A 14,731-nucleotide genomic window follows, 5' to 3' on the forward strand; every position below is an offset into this window, starting at 1 on the left:
AACCGGACGCAGCGGGCCCGGGAGGGAGCGGCTGCGGAAACCCGGACCGGCGCACCGGATGGGAGGATGGGGCGCATGCGAGTTTCCGGGTTCGTACGGACCGTGGCCGCGGCCGCGTTGGGCGTCGTGTTCATCGCGGGCTGCGGTCGCACGGACGGCGCGGGGACGGGCGACGGCTCCGGCGGCCGGCAGGCCGATGCCTCACCTGTGTCGGACCTCAAGCGCATCCCGGACGTGGGGGACCGGCTCCGGTCCAAGATCCCCGCCGGCACGCGGCAGGTGGTCGCCGTGTACGGCCGGGGCGCCGACTCGGCGGAGTCCACCGTCGTGCTCTGGACCAAGCACGGCAGCACCTGGGACCGCACCCGCAGTTGGGCCGCGCACAACGGCAAGCGCGGCTGGACCACGGACCACCGCGAGGGCGACAAGCGCAGCCCGGTCGGCGTGTTCACCCTCTCCGACGCGGGCGGGGTTCTTCCCGACCCGGGCGCCGGGCTGCCGTACAGCCGGTCGGCCGGATTCGCCGCGCCGCGCTACTGGCCGAAGACGCACTGGCACGACTTCGACTACGTCATCGCGATCGACTACAACCGGGTCAAGGGTGTCTCGCCGAACGATCCAGCCCGCCCCGAGGGGCAGTCCAAGGGCGGCAGTATCTGGCTGCACATGGACCACGGCAGCGGCACCTCGGGGTGTGTGAGCCTGGCCAAGTCCGGGATGCGGTATCTGCTGCGGGCCCTGGACCCGGCACAGCACCCCGTCGTGGTCATGGGGGACACGAAGAACCTCATGGCCTGAACCGGCCGGCTGCGGCGGCGGTCATTCAGCAGCGGGCGTCCGGCCCGTTCATCAGATCGGCCAGCAGACCGCCGAGCACCTCGCGCTGACCGGCGGTCAGCGGAGCGAGGATGTCCTCCGCGGCGGCCCGGCGTGCGCTGCGCAGGGCCTGGAGCGTGGACCTGCCGTCATCGGTCAGCTCGATGCGCACCACGCGGCGGTTGGTGGGGTCCGGCGCCCTCCGCACCGAGCCGTTCACCTCCAGCGCGTCCACCAGTGTCGTCACGGCCCTCGGCACGACCTCCAGCCGCTGTGCGAGATCGGCCATCCGCGGCGGCTCCGGGAACTGCGCCACCGCGCGCAGCAGCCGGGCCTGCGCGGGGGTCACGCCGAGCGGCTCGAGATGACGCTTCTGTGCCCGGTGCAGCCGTCGGGTGAGCCGCAACAGCTGCTCGGCGAGGGGGCCGGAGGTGTCGGGAGCAGCGGGGGCGGCGGGACTGTCGGAGGAGGGCATGCCCGGAGCGTATCAGGATGTCATTCATTGTGAGTGTAGGTAACAATGAGCTATGCTCCGTCGAGTGCCGTCACATCCCGTGCCGGCACCGCCGACCGAGCACGACGGACCGAGCACGACGAAGGAGCCCATGCCGCACGACGACTCGATCCCGCTCCGGACAGTGGAGCGGACACCGCACCCCGCGGACCAGGAGCAGCCCGCCCAGGTCCGGCGCATTCTCCGGCTCTTCCGCCCCTACCGCGGCCGGCTCGGCCTGGTAGGGCTGCTGGTCGCAGCCTCCTCGCTGGTCACCGTCGCTTCACCTTTCATGCTGCGCGAGGTGCTCGACACCGCCATTCCGCAAGGCCGTACGGGGCTGCTGACGCTGCTCGCCCTGGGCATGATCATCGCTGCTGTCGTGAGCAGCGTCTTCGGCGTGCTGCAGACCCTCATCTCGACGAGCGTCGGGCAGCGCGTCATGCACGATCTGCGCACCGCCGTCTACGCGCAGCTGCAGCGCATGCCGCTGGCCTTCTTCACCCGCACCCGCACCGGTGAGGTGCAGTCCCGTATCGCCAATGACATCGGCAGTATGCAGGCCACCGTCACCTCCACGGCCACCTCACTGGTCTCCAACCTCACCAGCGTGGTCGCCACCGTTGTCGCGATGCTCGCCCTGGACTGGCGGCTGACGGTCGTTTCGCTGCTTCTGCTGCCGGTGTTCGTCTGGATCAGCCGCCGGGTCGGCCGCGAACGCAAGAAGATCACCGCACAGCGGCAGAAGCAGATGGCGGTGATGGCCGCCATGGTCACCGAGTCGCTGTCCGTCAGTGGCATCCTGCTCGGCCGCACCATGGGCCGTGCCGACTCCCTGACCCGGGGCTTCTCCGAGGAGTCCGAGCGCCTGGTCGACCTCGAGGTCCGCTCCAGCATGGCCGGCCGCTGGCGGATGTCCGTCATCGGCATCGTCATGGCCGCCATGCCCGCTGTCATCTACTGGGCCGCCGGGGTGGCGCTCCAACTGGGCGGCCCGGCGGTCTCCCTCGGAACCCTGGTCGCCTTCGTCTCCCTCCAGCAGGGGCTGTTCCGGCCCACGGTCAGTCTGCTGTCCACGGGCGTGCAGATGCAGACCTCGCTCGCACTCTTCCAGCGCATCTTCGAATATCTCGACCTCCCGGTGGACATCACGGAACCCGCCGAACCGGTGCGGCTGGAGAAGGTGTGCGGAGATGTCCGCTTCGAGGACGTCCACTTCGCGTATGAGCCGGAGGGCGCCGCGACGCTCAGCGGTATCGACCTCACCGTCCCGGCAGGGGGAAGCCTCGCGATCGTGGGTGCCACCGGCTCCGGCAAGAGCACGCTCAGCTATCTGGTGCCCCGGCTGTACGACGTGACGGGCGGTCATGTCCTGCTCGACGGGGTGGATGTGCGCCACCTCGATTTCGACACCCTCGCGCGTGCGGTCGGCGTCGTCTCGCAGGAGACCTACCTCTTCCACGCCTCCGTCGCCGACAATCTCCGGTTCGCCAAGCCGGAGGCGACCGACGAGGAGATCGAAGCGGCGGCGAAGGCCGCCCAGATCCACGACCACGTCGCCGGCCTGCCGGACGGCTACGACACTCTTGTCGGCGAGCGCGGCTACCGTTTCTCCGGTGGTGAGAAGCAGCGCCTCGCCATCGCCCGCACCATCCTGCGCGACCCGCCCGTACTCATTCTCGACGAGGCCACCAGCGCCCTCGACACCCGTACCGAGCACGCGGTGCAGGAAGCCATCGACGCACTGTCGGCGGGCCGGACCACCATCACCATCGCGCACCGGCTCTCGACCGTGCGCGAAGCGGATCAGATCGTCGTTCTCGACTCGGGACGTATAGCCGAGCGCGGCACGCACGAGGAACTGCTGGCGCTGGACGGCCGGTACGCGGCTCTGGTCCGCCGTGACGCCGAACTCGCTCCGGCCGCCGTACGCTGAACGCTTCGCGGGACATCACCGTCGGGACCCTCAGGCCCCCAGGCCGCTGGGCCGAAGAGGCCGAAGAGGCCGGTCAGTTCGTGACGAGGACGACCTCGAACGTCCGCGGTCCATGCACTCCCTCGACCCGGTCGAGTTCGATGTCGCTGGTCGCCGACGGGCCGGAGATCCAGGTCAGAGGTCGGCCCGGGTCGAGCCGTTCCAGCGCCTGCGGCACCGAGTCCACGATCTGCCCGGGGACCCGGACCACACAGATGTGGTGGTCCGGGATCAGCGTGATCCGGCGGCGGCCCTGGTCGGGACCGCCGTCCAGGACGACCGTGCCCGTCTCGGCGATCGCGACCGCACATCCCGTCACCACGCTGTCCACCGCGTCCAGTTCAGCGGCAGACGACCCCTCCGCATCCTGCACCACCTCGACGCCTTCCGCCGCGGCATCGGCGAGCCAACCCGTGGGGAGCCCTCCGGGTACGACGACCTTGCGGGTCTTCCGGTCGGCCAGCAGACGCGCGATCAGCGCCGCCAGCTCGGCGGCCGAGCAGTGGTACACCACGGCCCGGTAGTCCGCGAGATGCTCCGCGAGCAGCGCCCCGGTCCGCGCGGGGCTGCGCTCGTCGTGCACCCGCAGATAGTCGCGCCCGACCGGCACGTCCTCCGGCCGCTCGTCGTCCGGAACATCGGCCAGTGCCCGCCGGATCCGGCCCAGAACCGTATCCCTGCTGCTCACTTCGTCCCACCCTCCCCGCGCGTCCGCAACCACCACGCGCGGAACGACTCCTCGGGCACCGGCGGCAGATCACGCGTGTCCGACCAGGCCCTGCCCGGCCCCGGCAGCCGCTTCGGATGGACCCTGCGGGTCCCGGCCGCCAGCCGCTGTCCCGCGCGCATCGCGCCCGGCCGCTCCATGGCCCACCGCGCGGCCCGCATCACCGCCCGCTCCGCCGCATGCCCGCGGGCCGGCCGCAGCACCACCTTCTCGCCCCGTACGGTCGCGGGCCCGCCCTCGACGACCCGCTCCCGCAGATGCACCAGAACCTCCGGAATGTCGATGGCGACGGGGCAGACCTCGTAGCACGCGCCGCACAGCGTGGAGGCATACGGCAGTGAGGCGTCCAACTCGCTCGCTACGCCGCGCAGTTGGGGTGTGAGAATCGCGCCGATCGGCCCCGGATAGGCCGAGCCGTACGCATGCCCGCCCGCCCGCTCGTACACCGGGCACACATTGAGGCACGCCGAGCAGCGGATGCAGCGCAGTGCCTGCCGCCCGACCGTGTCGGCCAGGGTGTCGCTACGGCCGTTGTCCAGCAGCACCAGATGGAAGACCCGCGGGCCGTCGGAGTCCGTCGTACCCGTCCAGGTCGAGGTGTACGGATTCATCCGCTCCGCTGTGGAGGAGCGGGGCAGCAGCTGGAGAAAGACCTCCAGATCGCGCCAGCTCGGCACCACCTTCTCCACCCCGACCACCGAGATCAGTGTCTCGGGCAGGGTCAGGCACATCCGTCCGTTGCCCTCGGATTCGACGACGACCAGCGTGCCGGACTCGGCGACCATGAAGTTCGCGCCGGAGATCCCCACCTTCGCGCGCAGGAACTTCTCGCGCAGATGCAGCCGGGCCGCCTCCGCGAGTTCGGCGGGGTCATCGGTCAGCCCGTCCGGGGCCGCCCGGCCCCAATCGGCCATCCGCTCGCGGAAGATGTCACGGATCTCGGAGCGGTTCCGGTGGATCGCCGGGACCAGGATGTGCGAGGAGGTGTCCTCCCCGAGCTGCACGATCAGCTCGGCGAGGTCGGTCTCGTACGCCCTGATGCCCGCGGCCTCCAGTGCGTGGTTGAGCCCGATCTCCTGGGTGGCCATCGACTTGACCTTGACGACCTCGCGCTCGCCGGTCTCCCGCACCAGCTCCGTGACGATCCTGTTCGCCTCGTCGGCGTCGGCGGCCCAGTGGACCTGACCGCCGGCAGCCGTCACCGCCGCCTCCGTCTGCTCGAGATAGTGGTCGAGATGGCGCAGCGCACGGTCCTTGATCGCGGCGCCGGCCGCTCTCAGCCGCGACCAGTCGGCGAGTTCGGTGACGGCCGCCGCGCGCCTCGCGCGGATCGTATGGGTGGCGCGGCGCAGGTTGCCGCGCAGTTGGGCGTCGCGTGTGGAGGCCTCGGCGGCCGCCGGGAAGGCGGGCACGCCCAGGGGTACGGGCTTCATCGGGCGGTCTCCTCGGTGCTCGCCAGAATCTCGGCCAGATGCATCGCCCGCACCCCGCTGCGCTGCCGGGACAGCGAGCCGCCGATATGCATCAGACAGGAGTTGTCCGCCGCGCAGAGCACCTCCGCGCCCGTGCCGCACACATGGCGCACCTTGTCGCCGCACATGGCCGCCGAGACCGCCGGGTTCTTCACCGCGAACGTACCGCCGAAGCCGCAGCACTCGTCGGCGGCCGGGAGTTCGGCCAGCCGCAGCCCCCGGACGGCCCGCAGCAGCCGCAGCGGGCGGTCGCCCACCCTCAGCAGCCGCAGCGAGTGGCAGGTCGGGTGGTACGTCACCGTGTGCGGGAAGTACGCGCCGACGTCCTCGACCCCCAGCACGTCGAGCAGGAACTCCGACAGCTCGTACACCTTGGGCACGACCTCGGACACCGGCCCGGTCAGCTCCGCACGGCCCTCGTCGGCTGCCCGCGCGGCGATCCTCGGGTGGACGTCACGCACCATCGCGGCGCAGGAGCCGGACGGGACGACGACCGCGTCATAGGAGCCGAAGGTGGCGGCGAAGCGCCGCACGAGCGGCTCGGCCTGGTGCCGATAGCCCGTGTTGTAGTGCATCTGGCCGCAGCAGGTCTGGCCCGGCGGGAAGTCGACATCGACGCCCAGCCGCTCCAGCAGGGCGACCGTGGCCCGCCCGGTGCCCGGATACAGCGTGTCGTTCACGCAGGTGACGAACAGCGCAACGCGCACAGAACCTCCTCTCGCCGAGTCGGATCCTAGCGCCGGCCCGGGTATGCGAACCCCCAGGTATGGGGAGTCGAGGATCATGACAAGTACAGGACATCCATCCGCGGGCCGGGAGACCCCCGCGGACGGCCGCCCGCGGTCCTCGGTGCGCCAGTTGACGGCGGCGTCCGTCGGGAACGCCGCCGAGTGGTACGACTGGTACGCGTACTCCTTCCTGGCCGTCTACTTTGCGGACCAGGTCTTCCCCAAGGGCGCCGGCAACTCACTCGTCCCGCTGCTGTCCACCTTCGCGGTCTTCGCCGTCGGGTTCTTCATGCGTCCGGTCGGCGGGCTGCTGATGGGCGCGGTCGCCGACCGGCACGGCCGCCGGCCGGCGCTGACGGCCACCATCCTCCTGATGGGCGGCGGCAGCCTGCTGGTCGCCCTGACGCCGACGTACGCCTCCGCGGGCATCCTCGCACCGATGGTGCTCGTGGTCGCCCGTCTGATCCAAGGCCTCTCGGTGGGCGGTGAGTTCGCGGCCTCCACCACATTCCTCGTGGAGTCGGCCGGCCCCGGCCGCCGCGGCCTGTTCTCCAGCTTCCAGTACGTCTCCACCACCATCGGCCAGCTCATCGCCTCCGGAGTCGCCGCCCTGCTGGCCCATCTGCTGACGGACGCCCAGATGGGCGACTGGGGCTGGCGCGTGCCCTTCGCTCTCGGCGCGGTGCTCAGCCTCGTCGGCTTCTGGATCCGGCGCGGAGCGCACGAGACGCGCAGCGCCGAGCAGCAGGCCGCGCCCCGGCCCGGGCTCCTCGAGGCCTTGCGGCGCCACCCCCGCGAGTCCCTGCTGATCTGCGGCATCACCACCGGCGGCACCATCGCCTACTACACGTGGACGACGTACCTGCCGACGTACGCCACTGTCAACGCCGGATTCGACGAGGGTGACGCACTCACCGTCGGGACGATCTCCCTGGCGTTCTTCGCACTGCTCCAGCCCTTGGGCGGCATGCTCTCGGACCGTATCGGACGCAAGCCGCTGCTGATCGGGTTCTCCCTCGGATTCGCCCTGCTGGCCGTCCCGCTGCTCGGGCTCGTCACCGACGCCTTCGCCTCCCTGCTCCTCGTGAGCTGCGCGGGCATGGTGCTCCTCACCGGCTACACCTCGGTGGCGGCCGCGGTGAACGCGGAGGTCTTCCCGGCGCGGGTACGGGCCGCGGGAATCGGGTTCCCGTACTCACTGACGGTGGCCCTCTTCGGTGGCACTGCTGCCTACGTGGGCACGTGGTTCAAGCAGGCGGGCCACGCGGACTTCTTCCCCTGGTACGTCGCGCTGCTGTGCCTGGTGTCCTTCTGCGTCTATCTGGCGCTGCCGGAGACATCGAGGAAACCGCTCGACACCTGATCCGCCATGGCCGTGACCGTGGCCGGGGACGTGGCCGGCGCCGGACCGTCGAGCAGGGTACGGATCTCGCGGACGGCGGCGCGGCCGAAGCGGTTGGCGCCGACGGTGCTCGCCGACGGGCCGTAGCCGACCAGGTGGACACGGGGATCGCGTACCGCGCGCGTGCCGTCGAGGCGGATGCCGCCGCCGGGCTCGCGCAGCCGGAGCGGCGCCAGGTGGTCGATCGCCGCCCGGAAACCGGTGGCCCACAGGATCGCGTCGGCCCCAACCGTGCGGCCGTCCGCCCAGCGGGCCCCCTCCGGGGTGATGCGGTCGAACATCGGCAGCCGCTCCAGGACCCCGCGTTCACGAGCCCGTCGCATGGCGTCGGTCATCGGCAGCCCGGTGACCGAGACCACGCTCTGCGGCGGCAGACCGCTGCGCACCCGCTCTTCGACGAGCGCGACGGCCGCCCGGCCGCGCTGCTCGTCGAAGGGGCCTTCGCGGAAGACGGGCGGCCGCCGGGTCACCCACGTTGTCCCGGCCGCCACCTCGGCGATCTCCATCAGGTGCTGCACGGCCGAGGTGCCGCCGCCGACGACGATCACGCGCTCGCCCGTGAAATCCGCCGGGCCGCGGTAGCCGGCCGTGTGCAGCTGCCGCCCGCGGAAGGTCCGCTGACCGGGGTAGCGCGGCCAGAAGGGGCGGTCCCAGGTGCCCGTGGCGTTGATCAGGGCACGCGCCGACCAGACCCCCTCCGAGGTCTCCACCCGCAGACGGCCGCCGTCGCCCTCGCGTACGGCCCGCACGTCCACCGGCCGGTGCACACGCAGGCCGAAGGTGCGCTCGTAGGTGTCGAAGTAACGGCCGATGACCTCGGAGGACGGCCGGTCCTCGGGGGCGTCGGCCAGTGGCAGCCCGGGCAGGGCGTGCATGCCGTGCACCCTGCCGTACGTGAGTGAGGGCCAGCGGAACTGCCAGGCTCCGCCCGGCCGCGGCGAGTGGTCCAGGACCAGGAAGTCCCGGTCCTGCTCGTAGCCCGCCTGCCTCAGGTGATAGGCGCCGGACAGGCCTGCCTGTCCGGCGCCTATCACCACCACGTCCACGTCTCGCACCACCGTGTTGTTCACACCTCTACTAACTCGCCGGGCGGGCGCAGTCTTCCCGTGCGGTCCCCGGACGTCAGCGGCCGGCCGGCAGCGGAGCACCACCGGGAGCGGACGCGGGACGCCCGTTCGCCACCGCCGCGCCGGCACTGCCACAACCCGGTCGCCAACTGCTGGGCTTTGACGCGGGTGAGGGCGTCGGGCGCGCCGAACGGTTCGTCGAGCAGCAGATATCGGGCGGCACGCGGACGCGTTTTCCGGGTGGGTGGGTGAGGATGGAGGTATGTCCGAAGCCTTCACCACGCGCGTGATCCATGTCCCCACCGGCTCCCTGGAGTCGGTGCATGACCTCACCTCTGCCTGCGAGGACTTCCTGCACGGGGTGGCCCACGGCCGCGACGGTCTGCTCAATGTGTTCGTGCCGCACGCGACGGCCGGTGTGGTCCTCATCGAGGTCGGTGCGGGCAGTGACCGCGACCTGCTGGCGGCACTGCACAACCTGCTGCCCCCGGACGACCGCTGGCAGCACCGGCACGGCAGTCCGGGTCACGGCCGGGACCATGTTCTGCCCGCCATCGTGGCGCCGCATGCGACGCTGCCGGTCATCGGCGGGCGGCTGGAACTCGGCACCTGGCAGTCCGTATGCCTGCTCGATACGAACCGTGATAATCCGGACCGCCAAGTGCGTCTGTCCTTCCTGGGCTGATCCGGCCGGGCGCGGCTGATCCAGCGGATCCTTGCCGGCAGCTTCGGGGAAGCGCGGCTGCTCTTCTCAGGTGGGGCTGAGGGGATGGGTGGCCGTGGCGGAACGCGGTGGCCAGGTCTGAGGGGCGAGGATGCCCAGGACGTACGCCCGGGCGACGAGCGCGGGTCTGGTCGCGGCGCCCAGAAGATCGCGCAGTCGTCTGAGGTGGTAGTCGACGGTCTGCCGGGAGAGTCGCAGCGACGTGGCGATCTCCCTGTTGCTGCGGCCCACGGCCAGCAGGGACAGGATGCGGATCTGGCTGGCGGTGAGCGGCGGGTGTGCCTCGTGGGCGAGTCCCTGGTGGGTGACGACTGCCCAGACGTCCGCCGCGCGGGTCGAGGTCCGGCCCACCGCCGTCAGATGAAGCCGGGCCCGGCGCTGCCGGCCACGGGCGTCGACGAACACGGCGGACGTCTCGACCCTCCTGCTACGGCGGGCTATCAGGTCGTTCCATCTGCGATGCAGCAGGTCGAGTTCCGGGGCCGGGGCCAGTACGGTGTGGGCGCGGCGGCCCACGAGATCCGGGAGCCGGGTCCGGAGCAGTTCGGCGGCCGCGGCGCTCGCCTGCTGGATCCGTCCGCCCGCCGATATGAGGGCGCAGGGCAGCCCGCTGTGGTCACGCAGCGCGTGCAGGCTCTCCTCGGCCTCCCGGCGTTGGCTCAGGGCGCGCGTGTAGTCGGTGATGTCCACGTAGATGCCCGCCACGCAGGTCCGTGATCCCTCCAGGACGGGGAACCGATGGCCCGCCGCGTGTCCGCTGGTGCCGTCGGAACGGTGGTAGGTGAGGGTGTGCCGCACCGGCCTGCCGTGGGCGAGAACCTCCCGGTCGAGCGCGAGGAACTGCGCGGCGTCGGCGGGGGAGTCGAAGTCCTGTACGTGCTTCCCGATGATGTTCCCCGGCGTGGTGCCGTAGAGGTGCGCGTAGGCGTGGTTCGTCCAGAGATAGCGACCGTCCTCGTCCCGGATGAAGGCCGCGGCGGGGGCGAAGTCGGCGAACGCGTCGTAGCGGCGCGCGGCGGCGGTCCGGGCGCTGACCTCCACGGCCAGTCCGCGGGCCCGGCCGCGGCACGGGGCATCGTCGAGGGGCCAGCTCACATCGAAGACCCGCCCGTCGAACCGCGCCTGCCAATGGCTGACTTCGGGGGAGTGCCAGGACGCCGCGAATTCCTGCCGCATGGCGTCGAAGAACCGCTGCGCCGTCCGCGCGTCACCGAAGGCGCCGCCGCCGTTGTCGATGACGCGCAGCTGTCCGTCGGACTCCCACCAGGACACGGGGAGGTGCTCGAGCAGCGCTTTGAGACCGGTCTCGTCCACGACGGCCCTTCCATGAAGTTTCAACCGGATTGCACGGAGTGACATCGCGATGCGTATCCCGCTCGGTTCCCGCGTATGCCCGGTTCTCGGCCGACCTGGACGGCGTCCGGACGTGACGCCCGCCGTCGCTCCCGCCCTGCGTCACCACGGGACCTTCACGCCCAACGGCTCCCGCAACTCTGGCATTTGCCTGACCGGCTGCCGCCCGGAGCGGCGATTCGGGTACCTGTCGGGTGTTTCGCTTGAGTTGGGCGACCGGCGGTCGTCATGTCGGACGATCTCGCGCGTCCCGCCGTCCTGACGGGCCCATCAGTACGTGACGAAGGAGTCGTGTTTTCTGTGAACAAGGTGCTGTTCGTGCATGCCAAGGGCGGCCCGCCCCTCGGCTATGCCCTGTCACGGGTCGCCGCGACGTCCGCAGTGCACCTGCTGGCGCTCAGCGCACTTCCTCCCACAGTGGCCGCGTCCGCCGGGCGCTTATGCGCCTCGGTCCTCGTCTCCGTCGAGTCGGAGCGGCGCGACCTGGTGTCTCTGATCGTCGCCCGGGCGCAGGCCGTGGGCGCGGACGCGGTCGTCACGTTCTCCGAGTACGCCGTCGTGGCCGTCGCCCAAGCCTGTGAGAAGCTCGGCCTCGCCGGGGCGGGCAGCTCCTGCGCCCTCGCCCGCGACAAGCGGATGATGCGGCGCACCTGGCAGGAACACGGTATATCCCAGCCCCGGTTCCGCCCGGTCGCCTCGGAGCAGGACCTGCACGACGCGGCCGCGGTCCTCCCCTTCCCGCTGCTGCTGAAGGCGGCCTGGAGCGCCGGTTCCACCGCACACCAGATCATCCGCTCCCCGCAGGAGGTGCGGACGGCCTGGGAGCGGTCGCGGGAGGTGATGGCCGAATCCGCACAACTGGGTTATGCCGAACTCCATGTGGCCGACGCCGGTGCGGACTTCCTGGTCGAGCAGATCGTGGCGGGCTCGGCCGGGGACTGGTTCGACCAGCCGGGGTGGGGCGACTACGTAAGCGTCGAAGGCGTCGTCATCGACGGCGACTTCCGGCCCGTCTGTCTCAGCGGACGCATGCCGACCGTGGAGCCGTTCACCGAGCGCGCCGGCATCACCCCCGCCGCGCTGCCGCACGACGCCCAGGAGCGCGTCGTGGCCCTCGCGCGAGAGGCCGTCGACGCGCTGGGCCTCGCGAACTGCGGGACGCACACCGAGATCAAGCTCGGTGCCGACGGCCGTATGTGGGTGATCGAGACCGCCGCCCGGTTCGGCGGCGCGATGACCGTCCCGCAGATCGAGGAGGTCTTCGGCCTGGACCTCATCGGGATGCTCGTCGACCATCTCCTGGGACGCCCGGTCTCCTGGCCGGCGCTGGCCCGTACACCACAGGAGGCGCGGGGCGCGGCGGGTTCGCTCGTCGTACTGGCCGTCGACGGTGCCGGTGACGCCTGGCCGGGCCGGCGCATCTGGGACTTCCCGACGGTGACGGAGGCCATCCCGGTCAGCGACGGCAGCCGGCTGTCGGTGGTGGCCGAGAACTCACTCCCCGACGGCGCTGTGGTGCCGGTCTACGACCCGGCCGCCGGCGCGAACACCATGGCGGCGCTCTGCCTGCTCTCCGCCGTCGACCCGCAGATCGTCATCCGTGACTTCCGGACCCTGGTGGACGCACTGCCGCACGTCCTCCCGGCGGCTTCGCCCGAGGAGGCCCGTTCATGACCACCCGCCTCATTCCGCCGGGCGCGCCGGACCCTGCCGCGGACCGCACGGTCGTCGGCGCGAATCTGTCGCTGCCGCTGTTCCGCACCCTCTCCGGAGTGCTGGCCGGTCACCCCTACCTGAAGGTCGTCGTCGACCGCGCCGAGGACACCTGGCACCTGCTCGATACGGCCGTCCACCCGTTCCACGTCAACTACGTCGCCACGCGCATCCTCGGCATGGAGCTGGATGCCCTGGACGCAGGCCTGGATGCCTTCAACGCTTCGGTGTACGTGGATCCGGGGCGCCGATTCCTGCTGGGTGTGCTCTCCCTGCACACCGACGGGGACTCCGACGGCCACGAGCGGCCGTTCCTCGTCCTGGAGACGACCGAAGCCGACACCATGCACGGCGCTCTGCTCGAGGCGTTCTACGTGTTCATCCGCAGCCGGGTCGACGGCCGCCTGCCGCTGCTGCTGAAGCCGGCGAACCACGGACAGGAACAGGAGCTGTCCGGGATCAGCGAGGTCCGCGTGCCGCGGATACTCAGCCACGAACTCTTCGGCAACCGGACGCGGACACCGCTCAACGCCGCCGAGGCCGTCGGCCGGCTGCGCTGGTTCCGGACCACCGAGGAGTACGAGGCAGCCGCCGACGGGCTCGGCTGGTCGGACATCGTGGCCATGGCCTGCCTGCCGGACGACGTGCCGCGCGTCGCCGGATTCCTCAACACCGCGCCCACCACGCCGCTCTCGCACACCAACGTCCTCGCCTCCGGCTGGGGCATCCCCAACGCGATCGTCCGCGACCTGGAGCAGATCGTCGAGAAGGACGACCTGAACGGCGCCTGGGTCCGCTACCGGGTGCGGGACGACGGGATCACCCTCGTGCCGCTGGCGAACGCCCCCGTCCTGGAAGCGCCGACGTGGCACCAACAGCGGATCCGGATGGAACCGCCGCTGCTCGAGGACGCGCCGGCCCTGTCCCTGCACCGGCTGCGCCGCGCGGACCGGGACCGCTACGGCACCAAGGCGGCCAACCTCGGAGAGCTTCATCACGTCCTCGACAGCCGCACTGCCGATCTCACCGCGTTCTACGGGCTGCCACGGCCTCCCCGCACGGATCTGTACGGCCATCTCGCGGCCCGCCTCGGCGTCACGGATGCGACCACCGCCGGGCTGCGGCAGGCGGCAGCCGAATGCGCGGCACGTACCGTCGCGGCCCCCGACGGAGTCGCCCTGCCGTTCGCTTTGCAGCATCGCTTCCTCACCTCCTCACCGGCCCTGCAACAGGGCATCGGCAAGCTCAAGATGGCGCTCGAACTCGACGCGCTCGAGGTGCTGGAGTCGCTCTGCCTGCACCTGCAACACGTCGTCCGCCACACCCCGATGCCGGAAGAAGTGACCCGGCAGATCACCCAGGCGTTCCCGGCCCCGCTCGCCGCGGGAAGCCGTCTGGTGGTGCGCTCCTCCTCCAATGCCGAAGACCTTCCCGGGTTCTCCGCGGCCGGGGTCTACGACTCGGTCACCACCGTCCGCGGCGCCGCCGAACTCCTCGACGCGGTGCGCCAGGTGTGGGCCTCCCTGCTGTCGCCGCGCAGCGTGCGCCTGCGCCACCAGGTCGGCATCTCCCTGGACGACACGTACATGGGAGTGATCGTCCAGAGTTACGTCCCCGCGGACCTCGGGGGCGTTCTGGTCACCTGCAACCCGACGAAGCGCGAGGACTTCCGCAACGTCTACCTCAACTGCTCGCCGGGCTCCCCCGAGACGGTCGTCGACGGGACGACCCTGCCACAGCAGTACCTGTACAACACCGTTGAGGGCGGCGGCCGTACGGTGGCACTCGGACTGTCCGGCGAGGACCTGCCCGCCGCGACCCGGGGCCGGCTGGCGGACCTGGCCCTCACCGGTCGGCTGCTGCAGTCCCACTTCAGCGAACCCGACACGGACAACCCGCTCGACATCGAGTGGCTGATGACCGACCGGGGGGATTTCCGGCTGGTCCAGATCCGCCCCTACGCGCTGTGATCCGCCGGTTTCCCCGGCCGCGGTTCACCTCCCGGCCCCGTACGGCGGGTCCGCCCCTGACGCCCGCGGCCCGCCGGATCATCCGGCTGAACAACGGCTTCCAGCTGCTGTTCAACCTGCTGTGGTGGATGCCGGTGTTCTACGTCTACCAGCGGGAGGCGGGATTGTCGGACGGGCAGATCTTCGGGATCCAGAGCGGGCCCTGACCCCGAATCCTGGACACGGGCTTATGCGACTTCGGTAAGGGTAGTTGATGTTGTTGCGGAGGCCGTCTCGTAGGCGATGGGGCTG

General features: G+C 71.0%; 12 protein-coding genes and 2 pseudogenes. 7 read left to right on the plus strand and 7 right to left on the minus strand.

All coding sequences use genetic code 11. The features are described from left to right. The first annotated feature begins 75 nt into the window (after positions 1-75). Entirely contained in the window at positions 76-798 is a 723-nt protein-coding gene (locus tag ABZW18_RS18625) for a L,D-transpeptidase family protein (RefSeq protein WP_356188606.1), read from the plus strand. A 25-nt stretch (positions 799-823) separates the two neighbouring features. Here the strand turns inward: ABZW18_RS18625 and ABZW18_RS18630 are convergent, their stop codons facing one another. After that, entirely contained in the window at positions 824-1,291 is a 468-nt protein-coding gene (locus ABZW18_RS18630; protein WP_356188608.1) for a MarR family transcriptional regulator, read from the minus strand. 130 nt (positions 1,292-1,421) lie between these two features. Between ABZW18_RS18630 and ABZW18_RS18635 the strand changes: the two genes are divergently transcribed. Further along, positions 1,422-3,245 (plus strand): ABC transporter ATP-binding protein, encoded by a 1,824-nt coding sequence (locus ABZW18_RS18635; RefSeq protein WP_356188610.1) that lies wholly within the window; start codon positions 1,422-1,424, stop codon positions 3,243-3,245. 73 nt (positions 3,246-3,318) lie between these two features. On the opposite strand, the gene ABZW18_RS18640 is transcribed toward ABZW18_RS18635, so the two are convergent. The 3 genes from ABZW18_RS18640 to ABZW18_RS18650 are packed head-to-tail and all read right to left on the minus strand — an operon-like array spanning position 3,319 to position 6,190. Continuing rightward, positions 3,319-3,972, minus strand: a complete 654-nt coding sequence (locus ABZW18_RS18640; RefSeq protein ID WP_356188612.1) for an LUD domain-containing protein — start codon at positions 3,970-3,972, stop codon at positions 3,319-3,321. Beyond that, entirely contained in the window at positions 3,969-5,444 is a 1,476-nt protein-coding gene (locus tag ABZW18_RS18645) for a lactate utilization protein B (RefSeq protein ID WP_356188614.1), read from the minus strand. The genes ABZW18_RS18640 and ABZW18_RS18645 overlap by 4 nt, the downstream gene beginning before the upstream one ends. Then, positions 5,441-6,190 carry a (Fe-S)-binding protein gene (locus ABZW18_RS18650; protein ID WP_356188616.1) on the minus strand — a complete coding sequence of 250 codons (750 nt, stop codon included), beginning with the start codon at positions 6,188-6,190 and terminating at the stop codon, positions 5,441-5,443. Before ABZW18_RS18650 ends, ABZW18_RS18645 begins: the two co-directional genes overlap by 4 nt. Before the next feature lie 76 nt (positions 6,191-6,266). Here ABZW18_RS18650 and ABZW18_RS18655 point away from each other — a divergent pair, with 76 nt between their 5' ends. Continuing rightward, positions 6,267-7,574, plus strand: coding sequence for an MFS transporter (locus ABZW18_RS18655; RefSeq protein WP_356188618.1), 1,308 nt, complete (start codon positions 6,267-6,269; stop codon positions 7,572-7,574). Here ABZW18_RS18655 and ABZW18_RS18660 read toward each other — a convergent pair. Next, positions 7,529-8,683 (minus strand): NAD(P)-binding domain-containing protein, encoded by a 1,155-nt coding sequence (locus ABZW18_RS18660; RefSeq protein ID WP_356188620.1) that lies wholly within the window; start codon positions 8,681-8,683, stop codon positions 7,529-7,531. The two genes, ABZW18_RS18655 and ABZW18_RS18660, sit on opposite strands and share 46 nt — an antisense overlap. A gap of 113 nt (positions 8,684-8,796) precedes the next feature. Next, a pseudogene (locus ABZW18_RS18665) lies at positions 8,797-8,889 on the minus strand (sulfonate ABC transporter ATP-binding protein); the annotation flags it as partial. Positions 8,890-8,942: 53 nt separating this feature from the next. Between ABZW18_RS18665 and ABZW18_RS18670 the strand changes: the two are divergent. Next, positions 8,943-9,365, plus strand: coding sequence for a YjbQ family protein (locus tag ABZW18_RS18670; protein WP_356188622.1), 423 nt, complete (start codon positions 8,943-8,945; stop codon positions 9,363-9,365). A 66-nt stretch (positions 9,366-9,431) separates the two neighbouring features. On the opposite strand, the gene ABZW18_RS18675 is transcribed toward ABZW18_RS18670, so the two are convergent. Continuing rightward, the gene (locus ABZW18_RS18675) at positions 9,432-10,718 is read right to left on the minus strand and encodes a PAS domain-containing protein (RefSeq protein ID WP_356188624.1); all 1,287 of its coding nucleotides are present in this window, start codon (positions 10,716-10,718) and stop codon (positions 9,432-9,434) included. Between the two features lie 339 nt (positions 10,719-11,057). On the opposite strand from ABZW18_RS18675, the gene ABZW18_RS18680 reads away from it, so the two are divergent. From ABZW18_RS18680 to ABZW18_RS18690, 3 genes and pseudogenes are all read left to right on the plus strand, one after another. Further along, positions 11,058-12,431: an ATP-grasp domain-containing protein gene (locus ABZW18_RS18680; protein ID WP_356188634.1), complete on the plus strand. Its 1,374-nt coding sequence runs from the start codon at positions 11,058-11,060 to the stop codon at positions 12,429-12,431. Next, complete coding sequence (locus ABZW18_RS18685) at positions 12,428-14,440, plus strand: PEP/pyruvate-binding domain-containing protein (protein ID WP_356188626.1); 2,013 nt, start codon at positions 12,428-12,430, stop codon at positions 14,438-14,440. Before ABZW18_RS18680 ends, ABZW18_RS18685 begins: the two co-directional genes overlap by 4 nt. Further along, positions 14,440-14,637, plus strand: a pseudogene (locus ABZW18_RS18690) (MFS transporter); the annotation flags it as partial. The gene ABZW18_RS18685 and the pseudogene ABZW18_RS18690, both read left to right, overlap by 1 nt. Positions 14,638-14,731: the final 94 nt, after the last annotated feature.

The sequence above is a fragment of the Streptomyces sp. NPDC004647 genome (assembly GCF_040609575.1).
Lineage (GTDB): Bacteria > Actinomycetota > Actinomycetes > Streptomycetales > Streptomycetaceae > Streptomyces.

Bases quoted from the DNA above. Each gene is read 5' to 3' on its own strand.
- ABZW18_RS18630 (WP_356188608.1), bottom strand. From the start codon at position 1,291: ATGCCCTCCTCCGACAGTCCCGCCGCCCCCGCTGCTCCCGACACCTCC.
- ABZW18_RS18645 (WP_356188614.1), bottom strand. From the start codon at position 5,444: ATGAAGCCCGTACCCCTGGGCGTGCCCGCCTTCCCGGCGGCCGCCGAG.
- ABZW18_RS18670 (WP_356188622.1), top strand. From the start codon at position 8,943: ATGTCCGAAGCCTTCACCACGCGCGTGATCCATGTCCCCACCGGCTCC.
- ABZW18_RS18655 (WP_356188618.1), top strand. From the start codon at position 6,267: ATGACAAGTACAGGACATCCATCCGCGGGCCGGGAGACCCCCGCGGAC.
- ABZW18_RS18625 (WP_356188606.1), top strand. From the start codon at position 76: ATGCGAGTTTCCGGGTTCGTACGGACCGTGGCCGCGGCCGCGTTGGGC.
- ABZW18_RS18685 (WP_356188626.1), top strand. From the start codon at position 12,428: ATGACCACCCGCCTCATTCCGCCGGGCGCGCCGGACCCTGCCGCGGAC.
- ABZW18_RS18635 (WP_356188610.1), top strand. From the start codon at position 1,422: ATGCCGCACGACGACTCGATCCCGCTCCGGACAGTGGAGCGGACACCG.